Here is a 24297-nt window from a genome sequence, read left to right on the forward strand (position 1 = left end):
AGTCGAAGCCCTGCCATCCGGCAGGGCTTTTTCTTATGCTACCGGCAGCTATCCACCCGCTGCAACGAGGCTGAGAGCCCCATCAAGGAAAATGTATAGCGGGTCTGTGTGCCACGGGCCGATGTGGCCTGGACATTGAGCGTCTTGCCTGCGCGCATCGCGCGTATCAGCTTGGCTTCATCGGCGACATTTTCCGCCCAGGCGCGATTACCCTCGCTGAAAAACGGGAACCGTGCGCCGTCCACCATCACATTGACCGAACTATCGGCCTTCAATTGATATCCCATCACCAGTTGCGGGCTGTATTGTCCGTCCGCTTTGGAAATAATCACGAAATTATCGCCGTGCCGCACACCGGCTGGATGGAAATTAACCGGAACGGTCAAAGCATAGCACTTGTTTCCTGCAAGTTCGGTGTTCTGATAAACACCCCAATCCCTGAATTCACCCAGATAACTCGTCTTCGCTGAAGCCGCGAGAGAACTCACCACCAACCCCGCCAGTGCCAGCGCAACGGTGGTTGCATTTTTTCTCATCGCCCAAAACCTCCAATTTGTTGCCAGTTCACGTCACTTAAAAAATTGTTTCATTGCGTTACTATTTTCTTAACGAACCGCTAAAATTTGTTGAAACTTTGTGATGATGGCTGGCCCCACCGACCTGTTGAAGCAGGCGGCGGCTTCAACACGCGATATCGGCAGCGCCAATCCTGTCGAAACCAGCCTATCGGAGATCGAGTTTTTGAAACGGGGCGTCCCACGGACAAGCGGAGGTTCCGGCCCGAATTTTGCTATGGCAACAAAACTGTCTGAAGGAAAAATGGTGGGCCCGGAGGGACTCGAACCCCCAACCAAGCGGTTATGAGCCGCCAGCTCTAACCAATTGAGCTACAGGCCCCACGCATCCTTGCCCTACCCTAAAGAAAGCCGGGACACAAGCTGTCAAATGCATCAGTTGCCCTAATGCGCACATATTCAGTTGCGAAGCATGCAACCGGGAGCACTTCCCGCAGAAGTGCGCAGCTGTTTTGTGGGATAATGCGACGAAACAAATACTTAGAGCGCTTCCAGCGGCTCCGCTTAAACTGGAAACACCCGCTTCTCATTTTAACCGGAGGTTGCATTTGGCGCGCAATTCGAATCTGATATCGTCTGCTCCATGCACGAGAGGGAACTTAAGAAATAAATGATTTCAAAGACAAGGCGGCCAGCCATTCCGGCACGGCCTGCCCTGCCAAAGCTACCTCAACTTTCTCTACAGGAGATTTTATGAACAACCGCGCTACCACTCTTCTTGCAACCTCCTTTTCTGCAATCATGCTCGCAGGCGCGCTGACGCTGCCGGCTCTGGCACAGGAGAATCAGATGACGAAGCAGCCTGCGCGTATCGCCGTCACCGGCGAAGGCACCATGACCGCCTCGCCCGATATGGCTATCCTCAATCTCTCCGTATTGCGCGAGGCGAAGACCGCTCGCGAAGCCATGACGGCCAACAATGAAGCCATGGCAAAGGTGCTCGAAGCCATGAAGAAGGCGGGTATTGAAGACCGTGATCTTCAGACCGGCGGCATCAGCATCCAGCCGCGCTACGTCTATCCTGACGACAAGAATGGCCTGAAGGAACCGAGCATCACCGGTTACACGGTTTCAAACAGCCTGACGGTGCGTGTGCGCGATCTGGCCAAGGTCGGAAACGTGCTCGACGAATCGGTCACCCTCGGCATCAATCAGGGCGGCGACCTGAACTTCGTGAACGACAATCCCGCCGCAACGATCAACGAAGCGCGCAAGCGCGCCGTTGCCGACGCTATCGCCAAGGCCAAGACGCTTGCCGACGCAGCCGGTGTCGGTATTGGCCGCCTCGTCGAGATCAACGAGCAGAGCCGTCCACCCATGCCGATGCCAATCGCCCGCGCGCAGTTCAAGACCATGGCTGACGCGGCACCGCAGGGCTCCGTTCCGGTTGAAGCCGGCGAGAACAGCTATAATGTCTCGGTCAACGTCGTTTTCGAGATCAAGGAATAACGTCCAGTTGAGGACCAAACAGGAAGGGGGCGCACCAGCGCCCCTTTTCTTTGCCTGCCGACAACGAAAAGCCCCGGCCTGATTGCGCAGGCCGGGGCTTTTGAAATTCAATCCGGGTTTAGCGAATGATCGGGCAGCCGCGTACATTCGCAAATACGACACCGGCAGGGCGACCGTGGCGGAAGCCGCGAACCTGAACCGACTTGCCGCGATAGACCACACGCGCATTGCGAATGCCCATGCGGTTGGCCTTCATCTTGGCGCCTTCGACCGAGCATGCAGGACCGCGATAAACCGGGCGGCCATGGCGATGACCGCGATAGTCTACGTTCACGATGGCAGAACCTGCCGACGTGCTGACAGCCGGAACGGCAACTGGCGATGCAGCGCTGGCCGTGGCAGCCGTCGTGAAGATGGCGGCAACACCAAGAGCGGCGGTTACGACGAACGACTTGAGCGAAATAGCAGACATCTTTGAACCTCTTTCGATTTGTTTCCAGGTCTTGCCTGAGACATCCGAGAAGTAGCCCGCAATAGATGAACAGAATGAAAAACCATCATTCATGTACCGTTCAGCTTTCCGTGAAGCGCAAGGCATATCTGCGCCACACCACCATAAATAGAATAAATTCAAATGCTTATGATGAATGAAACTCTGTACCGTTCTGTTCCGGCCACAGATTAAATTTACGCAATGTTTGAAAACCGCTGGTCAGCGGTCACCGGTCGCCCGGCATCACCATATGGTCCAGATAATCGTCGTCGTCTTCCATATCGTGATCAAAGGCCGTCACCTTGCCACGAACGGAAATGCCTGCTTCATGCACGGTTTCGGGCGAACCGGAAACAAGCGGGTGCCACCAGTACAGGTCCGAACCTTCCGCAACCAGACGATAGGCGCATGTCACCGGCAGCCAGTCCACTTCATCGACGATTTCCGGCGTCAGGAACACACAGTCCGGCACCGTCTTCTTGCGGTTGGGATAATCGCGGCATTGGCAGGTTTCGGCATTGAGCAGCGTGCAGGCGACACTCGTCCAATAGATTTCGTCGGTGTCCTCGTCCTGCAACTTGTGCAGGCAACATTGGCCGCAACCGTCACACAGGCTCTCCCACTCGCTGCGGGTAAGCTGGTTCAGGGTCTTGGTGCGCCAGAAAGGTTTGTCGTTCATGATGCAGCGTATACTGGAATTGTGTCCGGAATGGCATGGACAAATCGCCGCCACTCAGAACAGTTGAAATCGGTTCCCGGACAGGTTAATCAAGCGGCGTCATCACGATGACCGTAAGCGTCTTACGTCAGGCAACGCATCAATCCGCCGGGAACGGCAATTCGCATTGATGTTTTCGTTGCGCCTTTCCCGCATAATATTCAGGAATACACATGTCTCGGTTTGAATGCGCACGCCGCAGGAAACTGCCCGCCCGCTATGCATCTATCGTCATGCCTTTCATCCTATCGATCATGATGACATTCATCGTGTCGCTAATTGCAACCGCCAAGAGCCTTGGCTTTACCCATCCCGAACTCGCATCGAGCTGGATGGGCGCCTGGGCTCTTTCATGGGTGGTCGCGTTTCCGGTGCTCCTCGCCATTCTGCCCATCGTGCGCAGAATGGTCGCCATGCTGTGCGAGCCACATTAGCTTTAAAAATAAAAGCCGCGCACCTTGATGCGCGGCTTTTCCAATCTTCTTGCGGATGGTTCAGCGGAAAATGGCTTCGCCCTGTTCATCCACGATCTGCCGGCCCTTGTTCAGCGCAATGCTGGCGGCATCTTCGATGCCGGGGCAACGGTCGGCGCGAACGAAGCGATATTCCTTCACTTCGCCGCCTATCGACTTGGAAATGACGCCGCAGACCTGATACTGCCCGCCCTCGCTATAGGGCGTGGCAATGATCAGAAAGTCCTTGTGCTCAAGGCGACCAGCCTCTTTCGGCTCTGCCGGTGTTTCGGAGGCAGAGCCTCCACCGAAAAGACGCTTCAAAAAAGACATATCGCCTCCCCTTCCCGTATGTTTTGTTCTGCTTGGCTATCCAGGCCGGTTTAGCTGTCCAGGAACGAACGCAGCTTGCGCGACCGGCTCGGGTGCTTCAGCTTGCGCAGCGCCTTCGCTTCGATCTGGCGGATACGTTCGCGGGTAACCGAGAACTGCTGGCCGACTTCTTCCAGCGTGTGATCGGTGTTCATGCCGATGCCGAAACGCATGCGCAGAACACGTTCTTCACGCGGAGTCAGCGAAGCAAGGACACGGGTCGTCGTATCGCGCAGATTGGCCTGAATGGCTGCATCGATTGGCAGAAGCGCGTTCTTGTCCTCGATGAAATCGCCTAAGTGTGAATCTTCCTCGTCACCGACCGGGGTTTCGAGCGAGATCGGTTCCTTGGCGATCTTCAGCACCTTGCGCACTTTTTCCAGCGGCATGGCGAGCTTTTCGGCCAGTTCTTCCGGCGTTGGTTCACGGCCGATTTCATGCAGCATCTGGCGCGACGTGCGAACGATCTTGTTGATCGTTTCGATCATATGCACCGGAATGCGGATGGTGCGCGCCTGATCGGCAATCGAACGGGTGATCGCCTGACGAATCCACCAGGTCGCATAGGTCGAGAACTTGTAACCGCGGCGATACTCGAACTTGTCGACCGCCTTCATCAGGCCGATATTGCCTTCCTGAATGAGATCGAGGAACTGCAAGCCACGGTTCGTGTACTTCTTGGCAATCGAGATAACGAGACGAAGGTTGGCTTCCACCATTTCCTTCTTGGCGATGGTCGCCTCGCGTTCACCCTTCTGCACCTGATTGACGATACGGCGGAATTCGCCGATCGAAATCGCGGTTTCGGTTGCCAGCATCTGGATTTCCGAACGCAGCCGGTCGATGGTGCGTTCTTCCTTGGCGGCGAATTCCTTCCAGCCGCGCGCCGAAAGCGTGCTCACGCGCTCGACCCATTTAGGGTCCAGTTCGTGGCCCTGATATTCCTTCAGGAACTCCTCGCGGCGCACGCCGAAGGATTCGGCCAGACGCAGGAGCTTGCCTTCATTCTGCACCAGACGCTTGTTGATGTCGTAAAGCTGTTCGACAAGCTGTTCGATACGGTTCTGGTTCAGCGACAGCGACTTCACTGCCTTGATGAGCTGATCCTTGAGTTCCTTGTAGCGACGCTCCTGGCTGGACGACAGTTCGCCCGTCGCGGCCAGACGGCCCTCGACCTGCTGGTCCTGCAGCTTGCGCAGCTTCTTGTAGGTGTCGGCGATGAGATCGAGCGTTTCCATGACCTGCGGGCGCAATTCGGCTTCCATGGCCGCCAGCGACAGGTTGGCTTCGTCCTCGTCTTCTTCTTCCTCTTCAACCGGCATGTCGCCGCCGACATTGGTGATGTCGTCGTCGTCACGCGAGCGGCGCTGAGGCTTGTCATCGCGCGGCTTTTCCTCTTCCACCCGCTCGATCACCGGGGCCTGCTTGGCTTCCGGACCGGCATAGGTGGTTTCGAGGTCGATGATTTCGCGCAGCAGGATGTTGGAATCGTTCAGCTGGTCGCGCCAGATGATGATCGCCTGAAAGGTCAGCGGGCTTTCGCACAGCCCGGCGATCATGGTTTCGCGACCGGCCTCGATGCGCTTTGCAATGGCGATTTCGCCTTCACGCGACAGAAGCTCGACCGATCCCATTTCGCGCAGATACATGCGCACCGGATCGTCGGTACGGTCGGTCGGCTCTTTCTTGGTCGTGGTGGTGGCAACAGCCGTGCCGCCGGATTCGACCAGATCGCCGCCCTCTTCCGAGTCGTCGTCGCTGTTGTCTTCGCGGTCGTTGTCCTGCTCGTCGTCTTCAACGACGTTGATGCCCATGTCTGAAAGCATCGACATCGTGTCTTCGATCTGTTCGGATGTCACTTCCTCGGAAGGCAGCACGGCGTTCAGCTCGTCCATCGTGACGTAGCCGCGCTTCTTCGCGAGTTTGATCATCTTCTTGACAGCATCGTCAGAAAGGTCGAGAAGCGGACCGTCGGCAGCACCTTCGCGCTCGACTTCGGCTTCTTCGTTTTCCTTAACCTTCGTTGCCATATGTTCTTCTCCAGGCGACCCCGGTCGCTTCTAAGATATATAGAGTTCTCGGACAGTTTTGCGAGGTCGCAATCCGTCAGTTGATTCTGCGAGTAGCCGATTTCCTGTTAATGGCGGATTAACCTTGCCATCGGTATCGGGCTTCTTCATCTCCGATTTCTTGTGGGCAGATGGGCGGTCAACCGGACAACGCCACTTTCCGGGCCACTTTTCCGGCCCGTACCCAGCTTGCCGCCTTGCAGCCTCGGATATCACCGGTTTCTGTTCTTTTCCTTGTTCGAACTGTCGTGATTCCGTCATTTACGCCATACGTCAAGAGCGACTCACCTGATTCGCGCTTAAAAAGCGAATCATTTTGTTGTCGCGGCCTCTCCGTCGGCCAGATAGAGCGCGTTTGCGGGATCGCAACCCCGCATTTCCGGCTGTAGTAGCAAGCCTGATTCGTGAAATCCGAATCAGAAGCCGCCGGGCGGACGCCCCGAAGACAGGCCGAAACCATCGATCAGCGCTTCTGTCGCATCAGCTTTCAAAATCTGATTTTGTATATCTCTGAGACGTGCGAACAGCTCGCCCGTTTCATCTGTTTCAAGCGCGGCCTCAACGGCTCGCAGCTCCTTATGTAGTGTGCGCGCCCGCTGATGCAAGTGAAGCGCCTGCCGAAGCGCTTCCCGCGCATCGTCTTCTGCGGCCAGCGCCGTCGCGGTCCAGAGCTTCGCGCCCTTCACCACAAGTTCGAGCATTTCGATCTGTTCGCCATGCCCGGCATTGACCAGCGCCCGCCGCATCGCATGGCCATCTTCCATGTGACCGGCAGCCAGCACGTCCAGCATGGCCAGATGTAGCGACCTCAAGGCTTCATGTCCCAGATCGAGCGCGGCCAGCGTCTCGAAATCCTCTTCGATCAGACGCGGATGGTTGAGAAGCGTCAGCACGATTGCCGTTTCACGCAAGGGGGCGTGCGAACCAGCGCCCGGCCTGCCGCCCTTTACCAGGGTGGAACGCACCAGGCTGTCGGAAATCGCAAGTCGCCCGCTGCCGCCAGCCGGTCCGCCGCGCCCGCGCCCGCCTTCGTTCCTGCGGTTGAAAGATGAATTGCGCTGCCCTCCACCCTGATACCCCTGTCGTCCCTGACCAAAGAAAGCCTGCGCCCGGTCGCGCATATCCTGGCTATAGTGGCGGCGAATATCTTCATTGGCGATGCGGCTGGTAATCTCCCGCAGCCGCGCTTCAAGCTCGGCCCGGCGCTCTGGCGTATCGAACACACCGCCTGCCGTTTCCCGCGTCCACACCATATCGACCAGCGGCCTGGCATCGCGCAGGACCGCATGGAACGCAGCCGACCCTTCCGCCTTGACGAGATCGTCCGGGTCCTGCCCCTCCGGCAGAAGCGCGAAACGCAGCGACTTACCGGGCTGCAAGGCAGGCAGCCCCAGATCGACGGCGCGATAGGCGGCGCGAAGGCCCGCCCCGTCGCCGTCGAAACACAATACGGGTTCGGGGCTGATGCGCCAGAGCAGGTCGAGCTGCTCTTCGGTCAGCGCCGTGCCAAGCGGAGCCACCACCTGATGGATACCGGCCTGCGCCAGCGCGATCACATCCATATAGCCTTCGACGGCAATGATGGATTTGGCAGGCTCGCCGCCTTGCGGCTGGCAGGCCTTGCGCGCCCGCAATCCGTTATAGAGCACCCGCCCCTTGTGAAACAGTTCGGTTTCCGGCGAGTTCAGATATTTTGCCGGGGCATCGGCAGAAAGCGCACGGCCACCGAAGGCGATGATGCGCCCGCGCAGATCCTCGATCGGGAACATGACGCGATCGCGAAAACGGTCATAGGAAACCGCAATTCCCTCGCCGTGCACGACAAGGCCGCACGCCTCGATCTGCTCGCGCGACACGCCCTTGCCTGCCAGAAATTCCTTCAACGCGTTGCGCGATTCCGGCGCGTAGCCGATACGGAATGCTTGCTGTGTCGCGGTCGAAAGGCCGCGGTCGCGCAGATAGGCGCGCGCCTTGGCGCCAACCGCATTTTGCAACTGGCTTTCAAAAAACTGCGCAGCCAGTTCCATGACATCATAGAGCGTGGCGCGCTGCGCCTCGCGCTTTTCCATTTCCGGATCGCGCGCCGGCATCGGCACGCCTGCCATATCGGCGACGCGTTCGACAGCTTCGGGGAAACTCAGCCCCTCGAGATCGGTCAGAAACTTGAAGTGATCGCCGGTCACGCCGCAACCGAAACAATGATAGCGGCCCTTGCGGTCTTCACAGTGAAAGCTCGGCGTCTTCTCGCCATGGAACGGACAGCAGGCCCAGAAATCGCCCTTTGGCGGATTGCTTTTCTTGCGGTCGAACGAAGCGCGCGTCCCTATCAGCGTCGAGATCGGGACGCGGTCTCTGATCTCATCGAGAAAGGAGGGCGGAAAACGCATTACAGATTTCACTTTCGGTTCATACAGGCAGGCCATTCGGGCAACCGGTGCATTCTAAAGAGTATATAGGCCCGCCCGCTTCCACAGTCCATCGCGCAGGCGCGTCCCTCCCCGCTAATCACATGCCGCCAGCGGGCAGGCGCATTGTCACAAAACTGTCATATATTCGTCATGACGCTGTGGGAATGGATTGCTTTTTATTGCGAACAAGCCCATATCTCTTGGAAATTTGATTAGCCGGAACATATTTTTTCTTCATTTGTTGCGTTAGCTTAATCACAGATATTCACCTCCAACCCGAAGGGATTTTGCCGTGAATGGTTCTGTAGTCCTTTTGCATCTGGCCGGTGCAGTTGCCCTCCTGCTATGGGCGACACGCATGGTGCGGACCGGGGTGGAACGCGCCTATGGCGACCGGCTGCGCAGACGCCTGCGCAACCAGATGCAGAATCCGCTGCTTTCCGTTGCCTTTGGCCTGGCCCTTGCTGTCGCGCTGCAAAGCTCGACTGCGGTTACGCTTCTCGTCGGTTCTTTTGTCGGGTCAGGTTTTGTCAGCGGCATCGCGGGCCTCATGGCCGTGCGCGGCGGAGAGCTTGGTTCCGCCCTCGTCGTCAAGATTCTGAGCTACGACCTCACGCTCCTAGTGCCCCTCTGCCTCGTCATCGGCACCGGCATCTTCATGACGACCGAGCGCCGCGACTGGCGGCAGATCGGACGTATTCTGGTCGGCATCGGCCTTCTCATCATGTCGCTGGAAATGACCGGACAGGCCACGGAACCGCTGCGGCAAAGCGAATTGCTGCCGGTCATCGTCGATTATCTATCCGGCGATCCGATCACCGCCTATCTGCTTGCAGCGCTGATGACATGGCTGTTTCATTCAAGCGTTGCCGCCGTCATCCTCCTCACCACGTTCGCGTCACGCGGGCTGATCCAGCCAGAACTTGCCGTGGTGATGGTTCTCGGCGTCAATCTGGGTTCGTCGATCATCGCGCCGATCCTGACCCGTCATGCCCCGCCTGAAACCCGCGTCGTACCGCTCGGCAATCTCCTGATGCGCGGTGCCGGATCGCTCGTCATGCTGGTGCTCTACCAGACCTTCAAGCCATCGGTCGCCTTCCTCGGCGCCGATCCGGTGTCGCAGGTGGTCAATGCGCATATCCTGTTCAACGTCATCGTAATGATTGCAGGCATCCCGCTTTCCGGCCTCGTGCTGCGGGCGACCGAAGCGCTTGTGCACCTCAACGCCGACAGCAATGCGCCTGCTCAGCCGCTGGCGACCGAGGAATACAGCGCGCTCGACGCCGCCGTGCTCGACCGGCCTTCACAGGCGCTCGCCAATGCAACCCGCGAGGTGGTGGGTGTCTGCGACACGATCGAGGTCATGCTGCGCCGCATTATCGAGCTTTACGAAAAGCCCGATCAGGCGCGGATCAACGAACTCGCGGCGCTGGACGACCGGGTGGACAAGAAGCACGCCGCGATCAAGCTCTACCTGACCAGGCTCGCAACCCATGAACTGTCGGATTTCGAGTCCCTGCGGATGCAGGAACTGCTGGGAGCCTGCGTAAAGCTCGAACAGGTGGGCGACATCATCGTCCGCAACATGCTGGCGCATGTCCAGAAGAAGATGGACCACCAGCTGGAATTCACCGAGGAAGGCTGGAAGGAACTCAGCCATTTCCACGCCATGGTTCTGGCCAATGCTCATATGGCATTCAACGTCATCGTTTCACGCGATGGCCGCACCGCCCGCCAGCTTGTGCAGGAAAAGGACCAGTTGCGCGAACTGGAAAAGCAGACGAGCATGCGGCACTTCACGCGCCTGCGCGAAGGCGCGACCCGCAGCATCGAGACGAGCTCCATCCATCTCGACACGATCCGCGACCTCAAGCAGATCAACTCGCTTCTGGCGTCGATGGCCTACCCCGTGCTTGAGGAACAGGGGCTGCTCAGCGATACGCGCCTCAAGACCGCCAAGCAGAGCTGACCACCGGTCCAGCGGCGGCAGGTCATGCCTGCTGCCGCATGGCGTCAAGCCTCAAAAGGAAATATCCGCAGCCGTACGCACCCGCACGCGAGCATTTCCCGCCCTGAAACCGCTCAATGTTTCATTGTGATGCGCAACGATATCCGCGAATTGCAGGCTGGCGGTGTCGCCGGTCGTGTGCGCATCCCCGATCAACGTGACGTCGTAACCGAGAGAAACGGCGCGCCGGACGGTGGTGTCGACGCAATATTGCGTCTGGCAGCCGCCGACGACGAGATGCGAGATATTCCGCTGTTCCAGAACGGTTTGAAGGTCCGTTTCGTGGAAAGAATCGCAACTCCGCTTTTCGACGAGAACGTCGCCCGGTTGCAAGGAAAGCTCCTTGCGGATTTCCCATCCCGCCGTGCCTTCTTCCAGCTCGTCCCCCGGGCCGCCGTCATGCTGAACCATGACGACCGGAATTCCGGCCTGCCGCGCCTTCTCCTGCAAGCCGCGCAGCCGCATGACGATCTCATCAAGGGCCCGGTCGATAGCGGGCTGCCGTTCCGGCGTGCCCATCCCGGCCACAATGTCGTTTTGAACATCTATGACAAGCAAAGCTGTTTTCATCAGTCAGCATCCGGTGATTGGTTGGCCTTCGCCATGCATAGCACAAAGAAAAGCCCTCGCCAGAGCGAGGGCTGAATCAAAAGCCGAAAGCCTTCAGGCCTTACGCTTTCACTGCAAAAGCGATTTCACGATGGCGCTGGCCTTGGTGAAATCCATCTTGCCGGCATAACGCTCCTTCAGGACCGCCATGCACTTGCCCATGTCGCGCAGGCCCTGCGCGCCGATTTCAGCAATTACATCCGCACAGGCCTGCTTGATCTCGTCGTCCGACATCTGCTGCGGCAGGAACTCGGAAATGATCGCGATTTCCTCACGCTCTGCTTCGGCCAGCTCGATACGGCTGCCTTCCTCGTAGATGCGGGCGGATTCTTCACGCTGCTTGACCATCTTGCCGAGGATGCCCAGCAATTCTTCGTCCCCGACAGGGTCCTTGCCAGCGGTGCGATTGGCGATGTCTCGGTCCTTTACCGCAGCCAGGATCAGCCGCAGCGTCGACATGCGGCGCTTTTCCTGTGCTTTCAGCGCGGTCGTGAGGGCCTGGGAAATCTCCTGGCGAAGCATAACGTCTCTCCTGACGGTGTTTGTTCTGTGTTGTTCGTTTCGTGCATCTATACAGCAAGCGAGCAGAAACGCCGAGCTGTCCGAACCGGCATCCCGAGAAATAATGCGACGATTATCGTCATTATTTCGGGAAAGCCCCGCTTCGGACGATTGACCCGGCCTTCAAGTTTCTCTATTGCTCAAGGCTTAGCAGGACATCGGCACGTGCTCGCGGCGGGAGGTTTGAAATCCCCGCTGCCTTTTGGCGCATATATGACCCTTGACGCTTCATCTTTCAAGCTACCTTACCGGTGGCGGGGTGAAACGCGAACGCGTGCCGCTAATGCATGTCGCCCAAAGGCGGGAACCGGTTTTGGGGCAAAGACATGCATGCAAACAAACAGTTAGAGCCTCGATTTGATTCCATCAGTCCGGTGCACTAACTGGTAACGAAATAACAGCACACGCTGGCGTGCGGCTAACAAACAGGAGTGCAGACCATGACAGAAACGACACCGAAAACAGCACCCTGGACTGTCGAGAAGCGAACCGCCATCCTGGTTCTTGCGGACGGAACCGTGATCGAAGGCAAGGGCCTCGGCGCAGTTGGCGCGGTCGAAGCCGAAGTCGTGTTCAACACGGCGCTGACCGGTTACGAGGAAATCCTGACCGATCCATCCTATGCCGGACAGATCGTCACCTTCACCTTCCCGCATATCGGCAATGTCGGCACCAATGCCGAAGACGTCGAAGACCTGACGCCCGCCAACCGGCACGGCGCGGTCGGCGCAATCTTCAAGGCCGACATCACCTCGCCGTCAAATTTCCGCGCAAAAGAAGATCTCGACGCCTGGCTGAAGCATCGCGGCATCATCGCGCTCGCCGGCATCGACACCCGCGCGCTGACTTCGCTCATTCGCGAGCGCGGTGCCCAGAACGCGGTCATCGCGCATGACCCGAGCGGCAATTTCGACCTTGATGCACTCAAGGCGCGCGCTGCCGCGTGGAGCGGCCTCGAAAACCTCGATCTCGCCAAGGACGTCACGGTTGGCCAGAGCCTCACATGGAAGGAAACGCCATGGACGCTCGCAGATGGCTACGGCGAACAGGAAGCCCCGGAATATCACGTGGTGGCGCTCGATTTCGGCGTGAAGCGCAACATCCTGCGCCTGCTCACCGGCCTCGGCGCAAAAGTCACCGTTCTGCCTGCGACCGCGACGGCTGAGGACGTTCTGGCCCACAATCCGGATGGCGTCTTTCTCTCCAACGGCCCCGGCGACCCGGCAGCGACCGGCGAATATGCCGTGCCGACCATCAAGAAGCTTGTCGAAACCGAACTTCCAGTCTTCGGCATCTGCCTCGGTCACCAGATGCTGGCGCTCGCGCTTGGCGGACGCACCGAAAAGATGCATCAGGGCCATCACGGCGCCAACCATCCGGTGAAGGACTACACGACCGGCAAGGTCGAGATCGTCTCGATGAACCACGGTTTCGCGGTCGATTCCGACTCGCTGCCGGAAAATGTCGAGGAGACGCACGTCTCGCTCTTCGACGGCACCAATTGCGGCCTGCGCGTTGTCGGCAAGCCGGTCTTCTCGGTGCAGCACCATCCGGAAGCATCGCCCGGCCCGCAGGATTCGCACTATCTGTTCCGCCGTTTCATCAATCTGATCCGCGAAAAGAAGGGCCAGGCGCCGCTTCCGGAACGCGAACAGGCGGCTTGAACGCTGCGCATGAACCATCAAACGAAAAGGCCGGAGCAAAACTCCGGCCTTTCTTTTTGTATCAATCAGACCTCCGACAGTCTGGCCGGTGCGGTAGGCCGCACCCGCGCCACCACGATGACCAGCGCCAGAAAGACCAGCCCGGCGCCCACGGCATAGGGCATGCCCGCGAAAACGAACGGCGCATTCTTGCCGGTGAAAATCGCGAACAACTGCGTGAAGATGAGCGGGCCGATGATGGTCGTAATGCTCGACACGCTTGTCAGTGCGCCCTGCAATTCGCCTTGCGCCGAAGGCGGAACCTTGCCTGCCGCGATGCTGCGCAGCGGCGGATCGGCCAGACCTTCCAGCGCCGTCAGGAAGATGACGGCATAAACCATCCATCCCTCCCATGCGATGGCGTAGCCGATCAGCCCCAGACAGGAGAACAGCACACCGGTCATCGCCGTGCGCTTTTCACCCAGTATCGGCAGGACCCGTGGCAGAACCAGCGCCATGACGAATGCCGCGCCAATGCCGAAAAGCCCGAGCGAAAAGCCGATCTGCGCTTCGCTCCAGTTATAGCGATAAGCACCGACAAACGCCCAGACGGACGGATAGACGGCATGGGCCAGCCAGAACAGGAAGAAGACCAGCACGACCCAGCCGATGCCCGGATAGTTCCGCATCTGCTTGAGTGCTCCCAGCGGATTGGCGCGGGCGAATTGGAACGAGCGCCGGTTTTCACGCTTCAACGTTTCCGGCAAAAGGAAATAAGCCAGAATGAAGTTGATGAACGACAGGAACGCCGCACCGTAGAACGGAACGCGCGGGCCGAACTCGCCCAGCAGGCCGCCCAGAACCGGACCGAGCGCAAAGCCGACACCGAAGGCAATGCCGATCAGGCCGAAATTGCGCGCGCGATTGCTGTCATCGCTCACATCGGCGATGTAGGCCGAAGCCGTCGCGAAGCTCGCTCCGCTGATACCCGCCAGAATACGGCCGACAAACAGCATCCAGTAGGTGGTTGCGAGCGCGCAGATCAGATTGTCGAGCGCGAAGGTGAAGATCGAGGCGAGCAGCACCGGGCGCCGCCCGAAACGGTCGCTCAGATTCCCGATCATCGGGGCGAACAGGAATTGCATTCCGGCATAGACCAGCAGGAGCCAGCCGCCATCGACGGCAGCGGTGCTGATATCCGCGCCGGTCAGCTCTTCGAGAAAAGTCGGCAGAACCGGCATGATGATCGCAATGCCGATAATGTCGAGAAACAATGTCATAAAGACGAGTAACAAGCCCCGCCGTACAAACTGGGGATCATGCATGGGACACCTGAAATATGCTCCACGACGCACGAGGTGGAACAGTCATAAATTGTGTTGATTGGAGAACTCGCGCGCCATCGCCGCTCAAAACTGAGCGTCACGCTTGCAAATCGGGAAAAGGGCCGCGCCGGTCGAAAAGCATTTATCTGGAAAATTATTTCACGACAAGGCGAATATTCCCCGGTTTCGACAAAAAGAAAATGGAATTCGGCCGGATAAAGAAAAAGGCGGCCGAAACCGCCTTTTCCGCAATATCGAAACGATCTTAAACGTCACCGCTGAACGTATCGCATGATTCCAGCTTTCCGCTGTCGAAACCGCGCTGGAACCATTTGGCACGCTGGGCCGAGGTGCCGTGGTTGAAGCTTTCAGGCACGACATAACCCTGACTGCGGCGTTGCAGCGTATCGTCGCCGATCTGGTGGGCCGCATTGAGCGCACTTTCCAGGTCGCCCGACTCCAGAATGCCCTTCTGCTCCGTGTAGTAGCCCCACACACCGGCGAAGCAATCGGCCTGAAGCTCGACGCGAACCGACATCTGGTTTGCCTGTGCTTCGCTCATCTGCTGGCGCATCTGGTTGAACTTCGGCAGGATGCCGAGCAGGTTCTGCACATGGTGCCCGACCTCATGCGCCAGAACATAGGCACGCGCAAAATCGCCGGAAGCCCCGAAGCGGTTGGCCAATTCGTTATAGAAGCTCAGATCGATGTAGAGCTTGCGGTCGCCGGGGCAGTAAAACGGCCCTGAAGCCGCAGATGCAAAACCGCAGGCCGAACGAACCTGTCCCGAAAACAGCACCATCGTCGGCTTGGTATAGGTCTGGCCGCGCGATTGGAAAATGCCGCTCCACACGTCTTCCGTCTCGGCAAGGATGGTGCGGGCAAACTGCGTCGTCTCGTCATTGGCAACATTGCCGCCTTCGGCAACCGTCCGTCCCGACTGGTCGGCCTGCTGCGTCACGCTCGGCCCCATGCTGCCGTCACCGAACAGGATTGGCAGCGGATCGATGCCCACTGCGCGCAGCACGAAGAACATCACCACCAGAATGAGGATGCCTGAAATCCCGCCGCCACGGACGATTCGAAATCCCGGACCGCCGAGGCCCCCGCCGCGACCGAAGCCGCCGCCTGCACCACCGCCCTGCTCTCCGCGCAGATCTTCAACATTGTCGCTTTGCCTACGGCCTTGCCAGCGCATTGACCAACTCCCGTGCACCGTGCCGCCCTTAACGAAGCGGCACCAAACTATACCTGTAATTGTCGCATAAAGAGTTGGCACGGCAACATAAAAAGTAAATGGCAGCGTCAATCACAAACGAAGACTCTTTCGCAATAGTTTGCTCACAAGAAAACCCGTTCGGCTTCGATAGGCGAAACCCGCCGCAAGGAGAGCCAGCAGAAGGCAGGCCAAAAGAAATGGCGACCTCCATCCATAAGGAAACGCAACCTCGTTCATGATGCGTCCGGGCATGAACGCAAAGAACCCTGCTCCGGGAATTCCGCCGAGATAGACGCTTCTCATGATCCTGCGATGTGCCTCTATCTGTCCTGTCCGGGCAGCAATGACGGCGCGTGCGCACCCCGACAGCACCAGTATCGAAAGAAGATGTATCGGGCTGAAGCCGCCTATGAGATTGATCTGGTGAATGAAAAAGCTGGAGATCGCTGTTGCGACCATCAGCGTCACCCAAAGGCGCCCCAGCGCCTTGTGCAGTCTCGTACCCTTGCGGCGCATGAAGATGACAAGGCCGATGATGGCGGCGGGCACGACAGTCGCGACATGGATCTGAATGGCAAGCGGTGCATGAAGAAGCGGTTCGAAGTTCATCGCAGCGTTCCTGTTGAATTTCCTGTCGCTTTCAACAAGACTGCGCTCACCTCAATCGAAACGGCGTCAAATGCAGGAAAACTACGTGACCGGAGGCTTGTTGCAATTCGCGCTTCGCGAATTGTCGACCATCATTCGTGCGCCGCGCCTGTGGGGCACCTTCTTCGTCGTCGTGCTGATCTTCACCGTTACCGGCCCCTTCGGGACGGACCAGTCCATGCCGGTTGCGGTTCGCTTCTTTTACTGGCTCTCGGTGCAGTTTATCGGTTGGTCAACCGCAATCGCCTTTTCTGTTCTGGCAGATGCTTTTCTTGAACCATTTTTCAAGCATGCCTTTGCCCGCATGATGGCCGGCGCTGTCGTGGCAGCCCTCCCGATCGGACTCTGGATCGGGTTTATCGACTGGGGCTTTTCGGGCAGAACGCCCACGGCGAGTGCGGTTCTCGCCAACGCCTCGGTCGCCTTGCCCCTCAGCGCCCTTTTCTGCATTCTCGCCTACATGACGCTGCGCCGTGAGCTGGAATCCGTCCCGAGAAATATTGCCGACACGCCGCCGCCATTGCTCGCCCGGCTGAAACCCGGCAATCGCGGCGCGATTCTGCGTCTTTCCGCGGAAGATCACTACACAAGGATCGTCACCAGCCGGGGAGAAGAACTTCTCCTTCTCCGCTTTTCCGATGCCGTGAATGAGGTCGGCAATACGAGCGGGCTTCAGATTCATCGCTCGCACTGGGTTGCCGACCGGCACGTTGCAGAATTGCGCAAGGCCAATGGCGGTCTCAGCCTGCTGACGAAGGACGGCACGCTGCTGCCGGTCAGCCGCGCGAGCGGGAAATCAGCGCGCGAACGCTTTGGTTCGGTTATAACATCCACGGAGAAAGCAGAATTTTCGTGAATGCCCCCACTTTCTTTGAAATAAAACGATTTGTGGGGTTCCGCTTATCGAAATGATTGCCTATAAGGCCCGCTTAGCCCACAGAATTCATAAGCTGCCAACCCGCCGGAAAACCGTGCGGGCTTTTCTGGCAGGCTAAGAAGCATGTCTCTCGAAAGTGGGAACCGGTTTCGGGACAAGATCATGCGCGCGAAGAAGATAGGATGAGCTCATGCCGAAACGTACAGATATCAAATCGATCCTGATTATCGGCGCGGGCCCCATTGTCATCGGCCAGGCTTGCGAGTTCGACTATTCCGGCACGCAGGCCTGCAAGGCGTTGAAAGAGGAAGGCTACCGCATCATCCTCGTCAACTCCAACCCCGCCACGATCATGACCGATCCCGATCTGGCCGATGCGACCTATATCGAGCCGATCACGCCGGAAGTCGTGGCCAAGATCATCGCCAAGGAACGCCCGGACGCGATCCTGCCCACCATGGGCGGCCAGACCGCGCTCAACACCGCATTGTCGCTGCGCCGCATGGGTGTTCTTGAACGTTATAACGTTGAGATGATCGGCGCCAATGCGGAAGCCATCGACAAGGCGGAAGATCGCGCGCTCTTCCGCGAGGCGATGCAGAAGATCGGCCTCGACACGCCGGGCTCGATGCTCGCCAACGCGACCGAAATCAAGGACGAGGACCGCAAGCGCCACGAAGCCAAGCGCGCCGAAGTGAAGGCGCAGTTCTCCGGCGACGATCTCGACAAGGCGCTCGACAAGCTGGAAACCGAATGGCAGCTCGGCGAAGTGGAACGCAAGCAGCGCTATATGAGCCATGCGCTTGCAAAGGCAGCGCAGGCACTCGACGTGGTCGGCCTTCCCGCCATCATCCGCCCGAGCTTCACGCTCGGCGGCACCGGCGGCGGCATTGCCTATAACCGCCAGGAATTCTTTGAAATCATCGAACGCGGCCTGGATGCCTCGCCGACGACCGAAGTTCTGATCGAAGAGTCGGTTCTGGGCTGGAAAGAATATGAAATGGAAGTCGTCCGCGACAAGGCGGATAACTGCATCATCATCTGCTCGATTGAAAACCTCGATCCGATGGGCGTCCACACGGGCGACTCGATCACGGTTGCGCCTGCGCTGACCTTGACCGACAAGGAATACCAGATCATGCGCAACGCCTCGATTGCGGTGCTGCGCGAGATCGGCGTCGAAACCGGCGGCTCCAACGTCCAGTTCGCGATCAATCCGGCCAATGGCCGCATGATCGTCATCGAAATGAACCCGCGCGTGTCGCGTTCTTCGGCGCTGGCTTCCAAGGCAACCGGCTTCCCGATCGCCAAGGTCGCAGCCAAGCTTGCCGTCGGCTACACGCTCGATGAACTCGACAACGACATTACCGGCGGTGCAACGCCAGCCTCCTTCGAGCCGTCGATCGACTATGTCGTTACCAAGATCCCGCGTTTCGCCTTCGAGAAATTCCCCGGTTCCTCGCCGATCCTGACCACCGCCATGAAGTCGGTCGGTGAAGTGATGGCCATTGGCCGTACCTTCCAGGAAAGCTTGCAGAAGGCACTGCGCGGCCTCGAAACCGGCCTGACGGGTCTCGATGAAATCGCCATTCCCAATATCGAGGAAGGCGACGAAAAGAACGCCATCCGCGCCGCTATCGGCACGCCGACGCCGGATCGTCTGCGCATGGTGGCGCAGGCAATGCGCCTTGGCCTCACCACCGAACAGGTGCATGACGCATCGAAGATCGATCCATGGTTCCTCGAACAGATCGAAGCCATCGTAAAGACCGAAGAGCGCATTCGCGAGCATGGCCTGCCGCAGGACGCTGAAAACCTGCGCATGCTGAAGGCCATGGGCTTCTCCGATGCGCGCCTTGCAAGCCTGACCGGCAAGGACGCCGAAGACGTGGCCAAGCTGCGCGCCGATCTCGACGTGCATCCGGTCTACAAGCGCATCGACACCTGCGCCGCCGAATTCGCCTCGCCGACCGCCTATATGTACTCGACCTACGAAACGCCTTTCGTCGGCCAGCCGCGCTGCGAAGCCGAAGTGTCGGATCGCAAGAAGGTCGTCATTCTCGGCGGCGGTCCGAACCGTATCGGTCAGGGCATCGAGTTCGATTATTGCTGCTGCCATGCAGCCTTCGCGCTCGGCGATGCCGATTACGAAGCCATCATGGTCAACTGCAACCCGGAAACGGTTTCGACCGACTACGACACCTCGGACCGTCTCTATTTCGAACCGCTGACCGCGGAAGACGTGCTGGAAATCCTGCGCGTCGAGCAGGAAAAGGGCACGCTCCACGGCGTCATCGTTCAGTTTGGCGGTCAGACCCCGCTGAAACTCGCCAATGCGCTTGAAAAGGCAGGCATTCCGATCCTCGGCACCTCGCCGGACGCCATCGACCTTGCCGAAGACCGCGACCGCTTCCAGAAGCTGCTGATCAAGCTCGATCTCAATCAGCCGAAGAACGGCATCGCCTATTCGGTCGAACAGGCCCGCCTCGTCGCCGCCGATCTCGGCTTCCCGCTTGTCGTGCGCCCGTCCTATGTTCTGGGTGGCCGCGCCATGCAGATCATCCATGATGAGCGTTCGTTGCAGAACTATCTGCTCGATACTGTGCCGGAACTGGTGCCCGAAGACATCAAGGCCAAGTACCCGAACGACAAGACCGGCCAGATCAACACGTTGCTCGGCAAGAACCCGCTCCTGTTCGACACCTATCTGACCGAAGCCATCGAAGTAGACGTCGATTGCCTCTGCGACGGCAAGGACAGCTTTGTCGCCGGCATCATGGAGCATATCGAGGAAGCCGGCATCCACTCGGGCGACAGCGCCTGCTCGCTGCCGGTGCACACGCTTTCGGCTGAAATCGTCGCCGAACTGGAACGCCAGACGGCAGCGCTTGCCAAGGCGCTTCATGTGGGCGGGCTGATGAATGTGCAGTTCGCCATCAAGGACGGCGAAATCTTCATTCTCGAAGTCAATCCGCGTGCATCGCGCACGGTTCCCTTCGTCGCCAAGACGGTCGGCACGCCGATTGCCAAGGTCGCAGCCCGCATCATGGCTGGTGAAAGCCTCGAGGCAGCACTCGGCGCCTATGGCGGCAAGCCGAAGACGCCTTCCCGTCCGCATATCGCGGTCAAGGAAGCCGTGTTCCCGTTTGCTCGCTTCCCCGGCGTCGACACGCTGCTCGGACCTGAAATGCGCTCGACCGGCGAAGTCATGGGTCTCGACTACGACTATGCTCTGGCCTTCGCAAAGGCACAGCTTGGTGCCGGCGTGGAACTGCCGCGTGAAGGCACGGTCTTCGTATCGGTCCGCGATGAGGACAAGGAACGCGTGCTCGGCCCCGTTCGCCTGCTGGCAAGCATCGGCTTCAAGGTCATGGCGACCGGCGGAACGCAAAAGTTCCTCGAAGCAAACGGCGTCGAATCGACCAAGATCAACAAGGTCATCGAAGGCCGTCCGCATGTGGAAGACGCGATCCGCAATCGCCAGATTCATCTGGTCTTCAACACGACGGACAGCGCAAGTGCCGTTTCCGACTCCAAGTCGATCCGCCGCGCAACGCTGATGCAGAAGCTGCCTTACTATACGACGATGGCCGGAGCGGAAGCCGCTGCCGAAGCCATCGCAGCCCTCAAGGCAGGCTCGCTGGAAGTTCGTCCGCTTCAGGATTACTTCCGCTGACCGCATAGAGCATTTCCAGCAAAAGTGCGAAGCGGTTTTGCGTGAGGCAAATGCGACAAAACAAATAGTTAGAGCAGTTTCAACGACTCCGTTTTAACCTGAACCGTTCTAACTCATGAAAGTTGAAAAGCCGCCGGGCGACCGGCGGCTTTTCATGCCGTTTTCACGGCCCGCACCTCGAGAGGCTTTCCCGAAGGGTCGTCTTCCAGACTGATCTGCTGGGTAAAAAGCCCGTCATGCAGATGCGGCTTGCCAAGATGAATGACGGCTGCATCTTTCAGCTCGGTATTCAGCATGTCGCGAATCCGGTCGTAGGCTTCGGCATCGAGGCCATCGAGCGCGCCATCGATGACGATCCACTGCGGTTTCTGCAGGATCAGGCGGGCGAAAGCTATACACTGGCGCTCATCGTCTGTCAGGACGCGATCCCAGCGTGCAGCGTGGTCAAGACTGGTGGCCAGACGCTCAAGCCCGGCCCGCCGCAGAACGTTCTCCAGATCCTGTTCGGAAAACTTCTTGATATCGAGCGGATAGACGATGACGCCTTTGAGATTGCCCGGCGGGAAGTAGGGCGCGCGCGGCATGAAGGCCACGCCGTCGCCAGCCGGCATGCCGATCCTCCCCTCGCCCCATGGCCAAAGCCCGCCCAATGCGCGGAAGAGGAGCGTTCTCTGTGTCTCGGTCCCGCCAGTCACCAGCACCCGCTCGCCGGGCTTGACCGAAAAGGCCTTGCGGGAAAGCTTCAGGCACTGGTCGGGCGCGGCGATGGAAACATTGTCCAGCGTCAGCCTGTCATCGTCATTCGTTGCAAGGTCGATCTGCCGGTCCAGATGGCCAAGCGCATCCATGTGCAGCACCGCCTGACGAAAACTCGCGACGCGAAGCAGCGTCGCCCGCCAGTCGGCAATCGCACCGAAATTGTCGACGAACCAGCGCAGCGCATTATGCACCTGCGTGAATGCGCCGACCGCCATCATCAGCCCGCCGAACGTGAGCCCGCCACCGAAATAGACCGGTGCTGCAACGAGGATCGGCGCCACGATCGTCAGCCAGCCATAACCTGCCGTCACCCAAGTCAGCCGCGTGGTTGCATAGACGATCTTGCGGATCGCGCCCAGAACCGCATCGATGTCCAGATCGAGGCGGCGTCTCTCATCCCCCTCGCCGCGGGACAGGGTGATGGCGTCCAGATGTTCATTGACCCGCATCAGCGATGCACGGAAATCCGCCTCGCGCGCATAGCGGTTGGCGTTGATGTTCACCAGGCTGCGTCCCACGATCCACGTGAACCAGGAGGCGGAAGCCGCATAAAGGATGACGGCCCAGACCATGTAGCCGGGGATGGAGAAACTGTAGCCCGCGACATGAAACACGAAACCGCTCGACAGCGACCACAGAACGCCGACGAAACTCACCAGAATGACGGTCGACTGGAGCAGGTTAATCCCCAGATCGCACGACATTTCCGCAAAGTGCCGCGCATCTTCATGCAGGCGCTGATCCGGGTTGATGCCGATCTCGCCCGCATTGGCGAGGCGGAAGGCCCTGCCCGGCGCCAGCCATTGCCCTACCAGATCGCGCGCCAGCCCCTCGCGCATCTTGAGCTTGAACATCTGGTTGAGCCAGGTCTGCGATACGTTGAGAAGCAGAAGAGCGCCTGCAATCCCGAAGAACACCATCAATTGATGGAAGAAAGCCTGTAAATCCCGACGGGCAAGGGCATCGTAGAACGGTTCGTTCCAGCGATTGATGGCCACCTGTCCGATGGCGATCAGCACGACAAGAGCGAAAATCCCGGCCCCGAGCGCAATCAGCGTGTTGCGCACCGGCGAGACCAGAAAAGCCCCGACCATCATCGAAATCTGTGAAAAAAGATCGGTCCCATCGCGCGACGGCGTGCCGCCGATCAGCTTGGCGGAACTTTTGCGCAGGCGTTCCGTGACGCTGCGTCTGGGCTTCTTGCGGCGGCGCTCCTTCCCGGGTGCGCTCTGCTTCGTCTTGTCCTTGTCTGGTTCAGACGTCATTTCCTGCCTCGCTACCCGTGGCCCGCTCGAATTTGCAGATACTCATTAGAGCATTTCCAGCAAAAGTGGGAACCGGTTTTGCGTTGGGAAATGCGTCACCACAAATACATAGAGCGGTTCTGGCGATTCCGGCTTCACGCGGAAGTCAAAGATTGGAGATCGGCAAATTTTTTTGCGCAGGAGAGCGGATACATCTCACAACAATATGCGGGTTTTACCGGCAGGCTTTCGCTGCAATGATGGCCGGACCCCGACCCCTGCCGGAAAGCAATCCATGGCTGTCACGATCAAGCCCATCGACAAAGTGCTCATTTATGCGACCTGGAACGACCGCCTTCTGGTATTTGAAGAACCGGATTTTCCCGAAACGCCGCTACAGGTGCCGGGCGGCACGGTCGACGCGGGAGAAGATATTCTCGCCGCCGCCTATCGCGAATTCGCCGAAGAAACGGGGCTTCTCCACAGCGATGGCATGATCCGCCTCGAAACCGTCGATTACGACTATCCGGAAAGGGGCTCCAGGGGGTTGCACCGCCGCCATTGCTTCCACCTGAAATTGAACACCCCGATGCCTGAAACCTGGGATCACTACGAAATGTCGCCGTGTGACGGCGGCGCCCCGATCCTGTTTCGGCTGTTCTGGCTCGACCGCAGGAGCGCGCAAAACCGGCTGGGCCTCGGAATGGCTGAAAGCATCAGTAAAATCAGTTTCTAGCTCGCATTCTATCTATCTTGTATTGGTCAAATTTGTCGCATATAGTTAGCGCATCGATTTTTCGGTCGAGTGACTTTGCGACCCGTGCGGCCCGCCGTGCTTCCTGACGATCTCCTGTCCATAAATTCGATTCACGGGCACGTGTGCGAAGCATACGGACTTAAAAATTACTATGTTACAAAGGACATTCCCATGGCTACGGGAACAGTTAAGTGGTTCAACACGACCAAGGGCTTCGGCTTCATCCAGCCTGACCAGGGCGGCACGGACGTATTCGTTCACATCTCCGCCGTTCAGCGCGCTGGCCTTGCCACGCTCGACGAAGGTCAGAAGGTTTCTTACGAAATCGTTCTGGACCGCCGTTCCGGCCGTTCGTCTGCAGACAACCTCGTCGCAGCCTGATCGTCAGAATATAACGAAAAAGGCGGGTCCTCGGGCCCGCCTTTTTTGTTTGTC

Annotated in this window: 20 protein-coding genes and 1 tRNA gene; 8 read left to right on the forward strand and 13 right to left on the reverse strand. The window is 58.7% G+C overall.

The features are described 5' to 3' along the window. Positions 1-38: 38 nt before the first annotated feature. Both ABWW28_RS12200 and ABWW28_RS12205 read right to left on the reverse strand, forming a co-directional pair. Positions 39-536 carry an invasion associated locus B family protein gene (locus ABWW28_RS12200; protein WP_353391071.1) on the reverse strand — a complete coding sequence of 166 codons (498 nt, stop codon included), beginning with the start codon at positions 534-536 and terminating at the stop codon, positions 39-41. Positions 537-820: 284 nt separating this feature from the next. Continuing rightward, positions 821-897, reverse strand: a tRNA-Ile gene (locus tag ABWW28_RS12205). A 371-nt stretch (positions 898-1268) separates the two neighbouring features. On the opposite strand from ABWW28_RS12205, the gene ABWW28_RS12210 reads away from it, so the two are divergent. Continuing rightward, complete coding sequence (locus ABWW28_RS12210; protein ID WP_021586916.1) at positions 1269-2024, forward strand: SIMPL domain-containing protein; 756 nt, start codon at positions 1269-1271, stop codon at positions 2022-2024. Positions 2025-2142: 118 nt separating this feature from the next. Here ABWW28_RS12210 and ABWW28_RS12215 read toward each other — a convergent pair whose 3' ends face one another. Together ABWW28_RS12215 and ABWW28_RS12220 are read right to left on the reverse strand one after the other, a co-directional pair. Further along, complete coding sequence (locus tag ABWW28_RS12215; protein WP_025090513.1) at positions 2143-2496, reverse strand: hypothetical protein; 354 nt, start codon at positions 2494-2496, stop codon at positions 2143-2145. Positions 2497-2743: 247 nt separating this feature from the next. Then, positions 2744-3196, reverse strand: coding sequence for a YcgN family cysteine cluster protein (locus tag ABWW28_RS12220; protein WP_006471653.1), 453 nt, complete (start codon positions 3194-3196; stop codon positions 2744-2746). 212 nt (positions 3197-3408) lie between these two features. Between ABWW28_RS12220 and ABWW28_RS12225 the strand changes: the two genes are divergently transcribed. After that, positions 3409-3669, forward strand: coding sequence for a DUF2798 domain-containing protein (locus ABWW28_RS12225; RefSeq protein WP_006471652.1), 261 nt, complete (start codon positions 3409-3411; stop codon positions 3667-3669). Positions 3670-3729: 60 nt separating this feature from the next. Here ABWW28_RS12225 and ABWW28_RS12230 read toward each other — a convergent pair whose 3' ends face one another. The 3 genes from ABWW28_RS12230 to dnaG form a co-directional block, all read right to left on the reverse strand. Beyond that, on the reverse strand, positions 3730-4020 hold the full coding sequence (locus tag ABWW28_RS12230) for an HlyU family transcriptional regulator (protein ID WP_021586918.1): 291 nt from the start codon (positions 4018-4020) through the stop codon (positions 3730-3732). Between the two features lie 50 nt (positions 4021-4070). Continuing rightward, positions 4071-6089: an RNA polymerase sigma factor RpoD gene (rpoD, locus tag ABWW28_RS12235; RefSeq protein ID WP_006467266.1), complete on the reverse strand. Its 2019-nt coding sequence runs from the start codon at positions 6087-6089 to the stop codon at positions 4071-4073. 455 nt (positions 6090-6544) lie between these two features. Next, the gene (dnaG, locus tag ABWW28_RS12240) at positions 6545-8515 is read right to left on the reverse strand and encodes a DNA primase (protein ID WP_006471650.1); all 1971 of its coding nucleotides are present in this window, start codon (positions 8513-8515) and stop codon (positions 6545-6547) included. A gap of 313 nt (positions 8516-8828) precedes the next feature. Between dnaG and ABWW28_RS12245 the strand changes: the two genes are divergently transcribed. Next, entirely contained in the window at positions 8829-10505 is a 1677-nt protein-coding gene (locus tag ABWW28_RS12245) for a Na/Pi cotransporter family protein (RefSeq protein WP_006467268.1), read from the forward strand. A 51-nt stretch (positions 10506-10556) separates the two neighbouring features. Here ABWW28_RS12245 and ABWW28_RS12250 read toward each other — a convergent pair whose 3' ends face one another. Together ABWW28_RS12250 and ABWW28_RS12255 are read right to left on the reverse strand one after the other, a co-directional pair. After that, positions 10557-11114 (reverse strand): cysteine hydrolase family protein, encoded by a 558-nt coding sequence (locus ABWW28_RS12250; RefSeq protein ID WP_025090514.1) that lies wholly within the window; start codon positions 11112-11114, stop codon positions 10557-10559. Between the two features lie 108 nt (positions 11115-11222). After that, on the reverse strand, positions 11223-11675 hold the full coding sequence (locus tag ABWW28_RS12255; RefSeq protein ID WP_021586921.1) for a GatB/YqeY domain-containing protein: 453 nt from the start codon (positions 11673-11675) through the stop codon (positions 11223-11225). Positions 11676-12154: 479 nt separating this feature from the next. On the opposite strand from ABWW28_RS12255, the gene carA reads away from it, so the two are divergent. Next, positions 12155-13378, forward strand: a complete 1224-nt coding sequence (gene carA / locus ABWW28_RS12260; RefSeq protein ID WP_021586922.1) for a glutamine-hydrolyzing carbamoyl-phosphate synthase small subunit — start codon at positions 12155-12157, stop codon at positions 13376-13378. 65 nt (positions 13379-13443) lie between these two features. On the opposite strand, the gene ABWW28_RS12265 is transcribed toward carA, so the two are convergent. The 3 genes from ABWW28_RS12265 to ABWW28_RS12275 form a co-directional block, all read right to left on the reverse strand. Continuing rightward, a complete protein-coding gene (locus ABWW28_RS12265; RefSeq protein WP_025090515.1) occupies positions 13444-14682 on the reverse strand; it encodes a TCR/Tet family MFS transporter in 1239 nt (412 codons plus the stop codon). A gap of 265 nt (positions 14683-14947) precedes the next feature. Next, complete coding sequence (gene ypfJ / locus ABWW28_RS12270) at positions 14948-15880, reverse strand: KPN_02809 family neutral zinc metallopeptidase (protein WP_006471647.1); 933 nt, start codon at positions 15878-15880, stop codon at positions 14948-14950. Positions 15881-15991: 111 nt separating this feature from the next. Beyond that, the gene (locus ABWW28_RS12275; protein ID WP_021586924.1) at positions 15992-16510 is read right to left on the reverse strand and encodes a DUF2306 domain-containing protein; all 519 of its coding nucleotides are present in this window, start codon (positions 16508-16510) and stop codon (positions 15992-15994) included. Between the two features lie 70 nt (positions 16511-16580). Here ABWW28_RS12275 and ABWW28_RS12280 point away from each other — a divergent pair, with 70 nt between their 5' ends. After that, entirely contained in the window at positions 16581-17405 is an 825-nt protein-coding gene (locus ABWW28_RS12280; RefSeq protein WP_021586925.1) for a LytTR family DNA-binding domain-containing protein, read from the forward strand. A gap of 211 nt (positions 17406-17616) precedes the next feature. After that, positions 17617-21102 carry a carbamoyl-phosphate synthase large subunit gene (gene carB, locus ABWW28_RS12285; protein WP_021586926.1) on the forward strand — a complete coding sequence of 1162 codons (3486 nt, stop codon included), beginning with the start codon at positions 17617-17619 and terminating at the stop codon, positions 21100-21102. A gap of 152 nt (positions 21103-21254) precedes the next feature. Here the strand turns inward: carB and ABWW28_RS12290 are convergent, their stop codons facing one another. After that, complete coding sequence (locus ABWW28_RS12290; protein ID WP_176588185.1) at positions 21255-23126, reverse strand: ABC transporter ATP-binding protein/permease; 1872 nt, start codon at positions 23124-23126, stop codon at positions 21255-21257. 274 nt (positions 23127-23400) lie between these two features. Here ABWW28_RS12290 and ABWW28_RS12295 point away from each other — a divergent pair, with 274 nt between their 5' ends. Further along, complete coding sequence (locus ABWW28_RS12295) at positions 23401-23841, forward strand: NUDIX hydrolase (protein WP_021586928.1); 441 nt, start codon at positions 23401-23403, stop codon at positions 23839-23841. Between the two features lie 192 nt (positions 23842-24033). After that, complete coding sequence (locus ABWW28_RS12300) at positions 24034-24243, forward strand: cold-shock protein (protein WP_353391078.1); 210 nt, start codon at positions 24034-24036, stop codon at positions 24241-24243. The last annotated feature ends 54 nt before the right edge of the window (positions 24244-24297 follow it).

Source organism: Brucella sp. NBRC 14130 (genome assembly GCF_040371715.1).
GTDB classification, from domain to species: Bacteria; Pseudomonadota; Alphaproteobacteria; order Rhizobiales; family Rhizobiaceae; genus Brucella; species Brucella intermedia.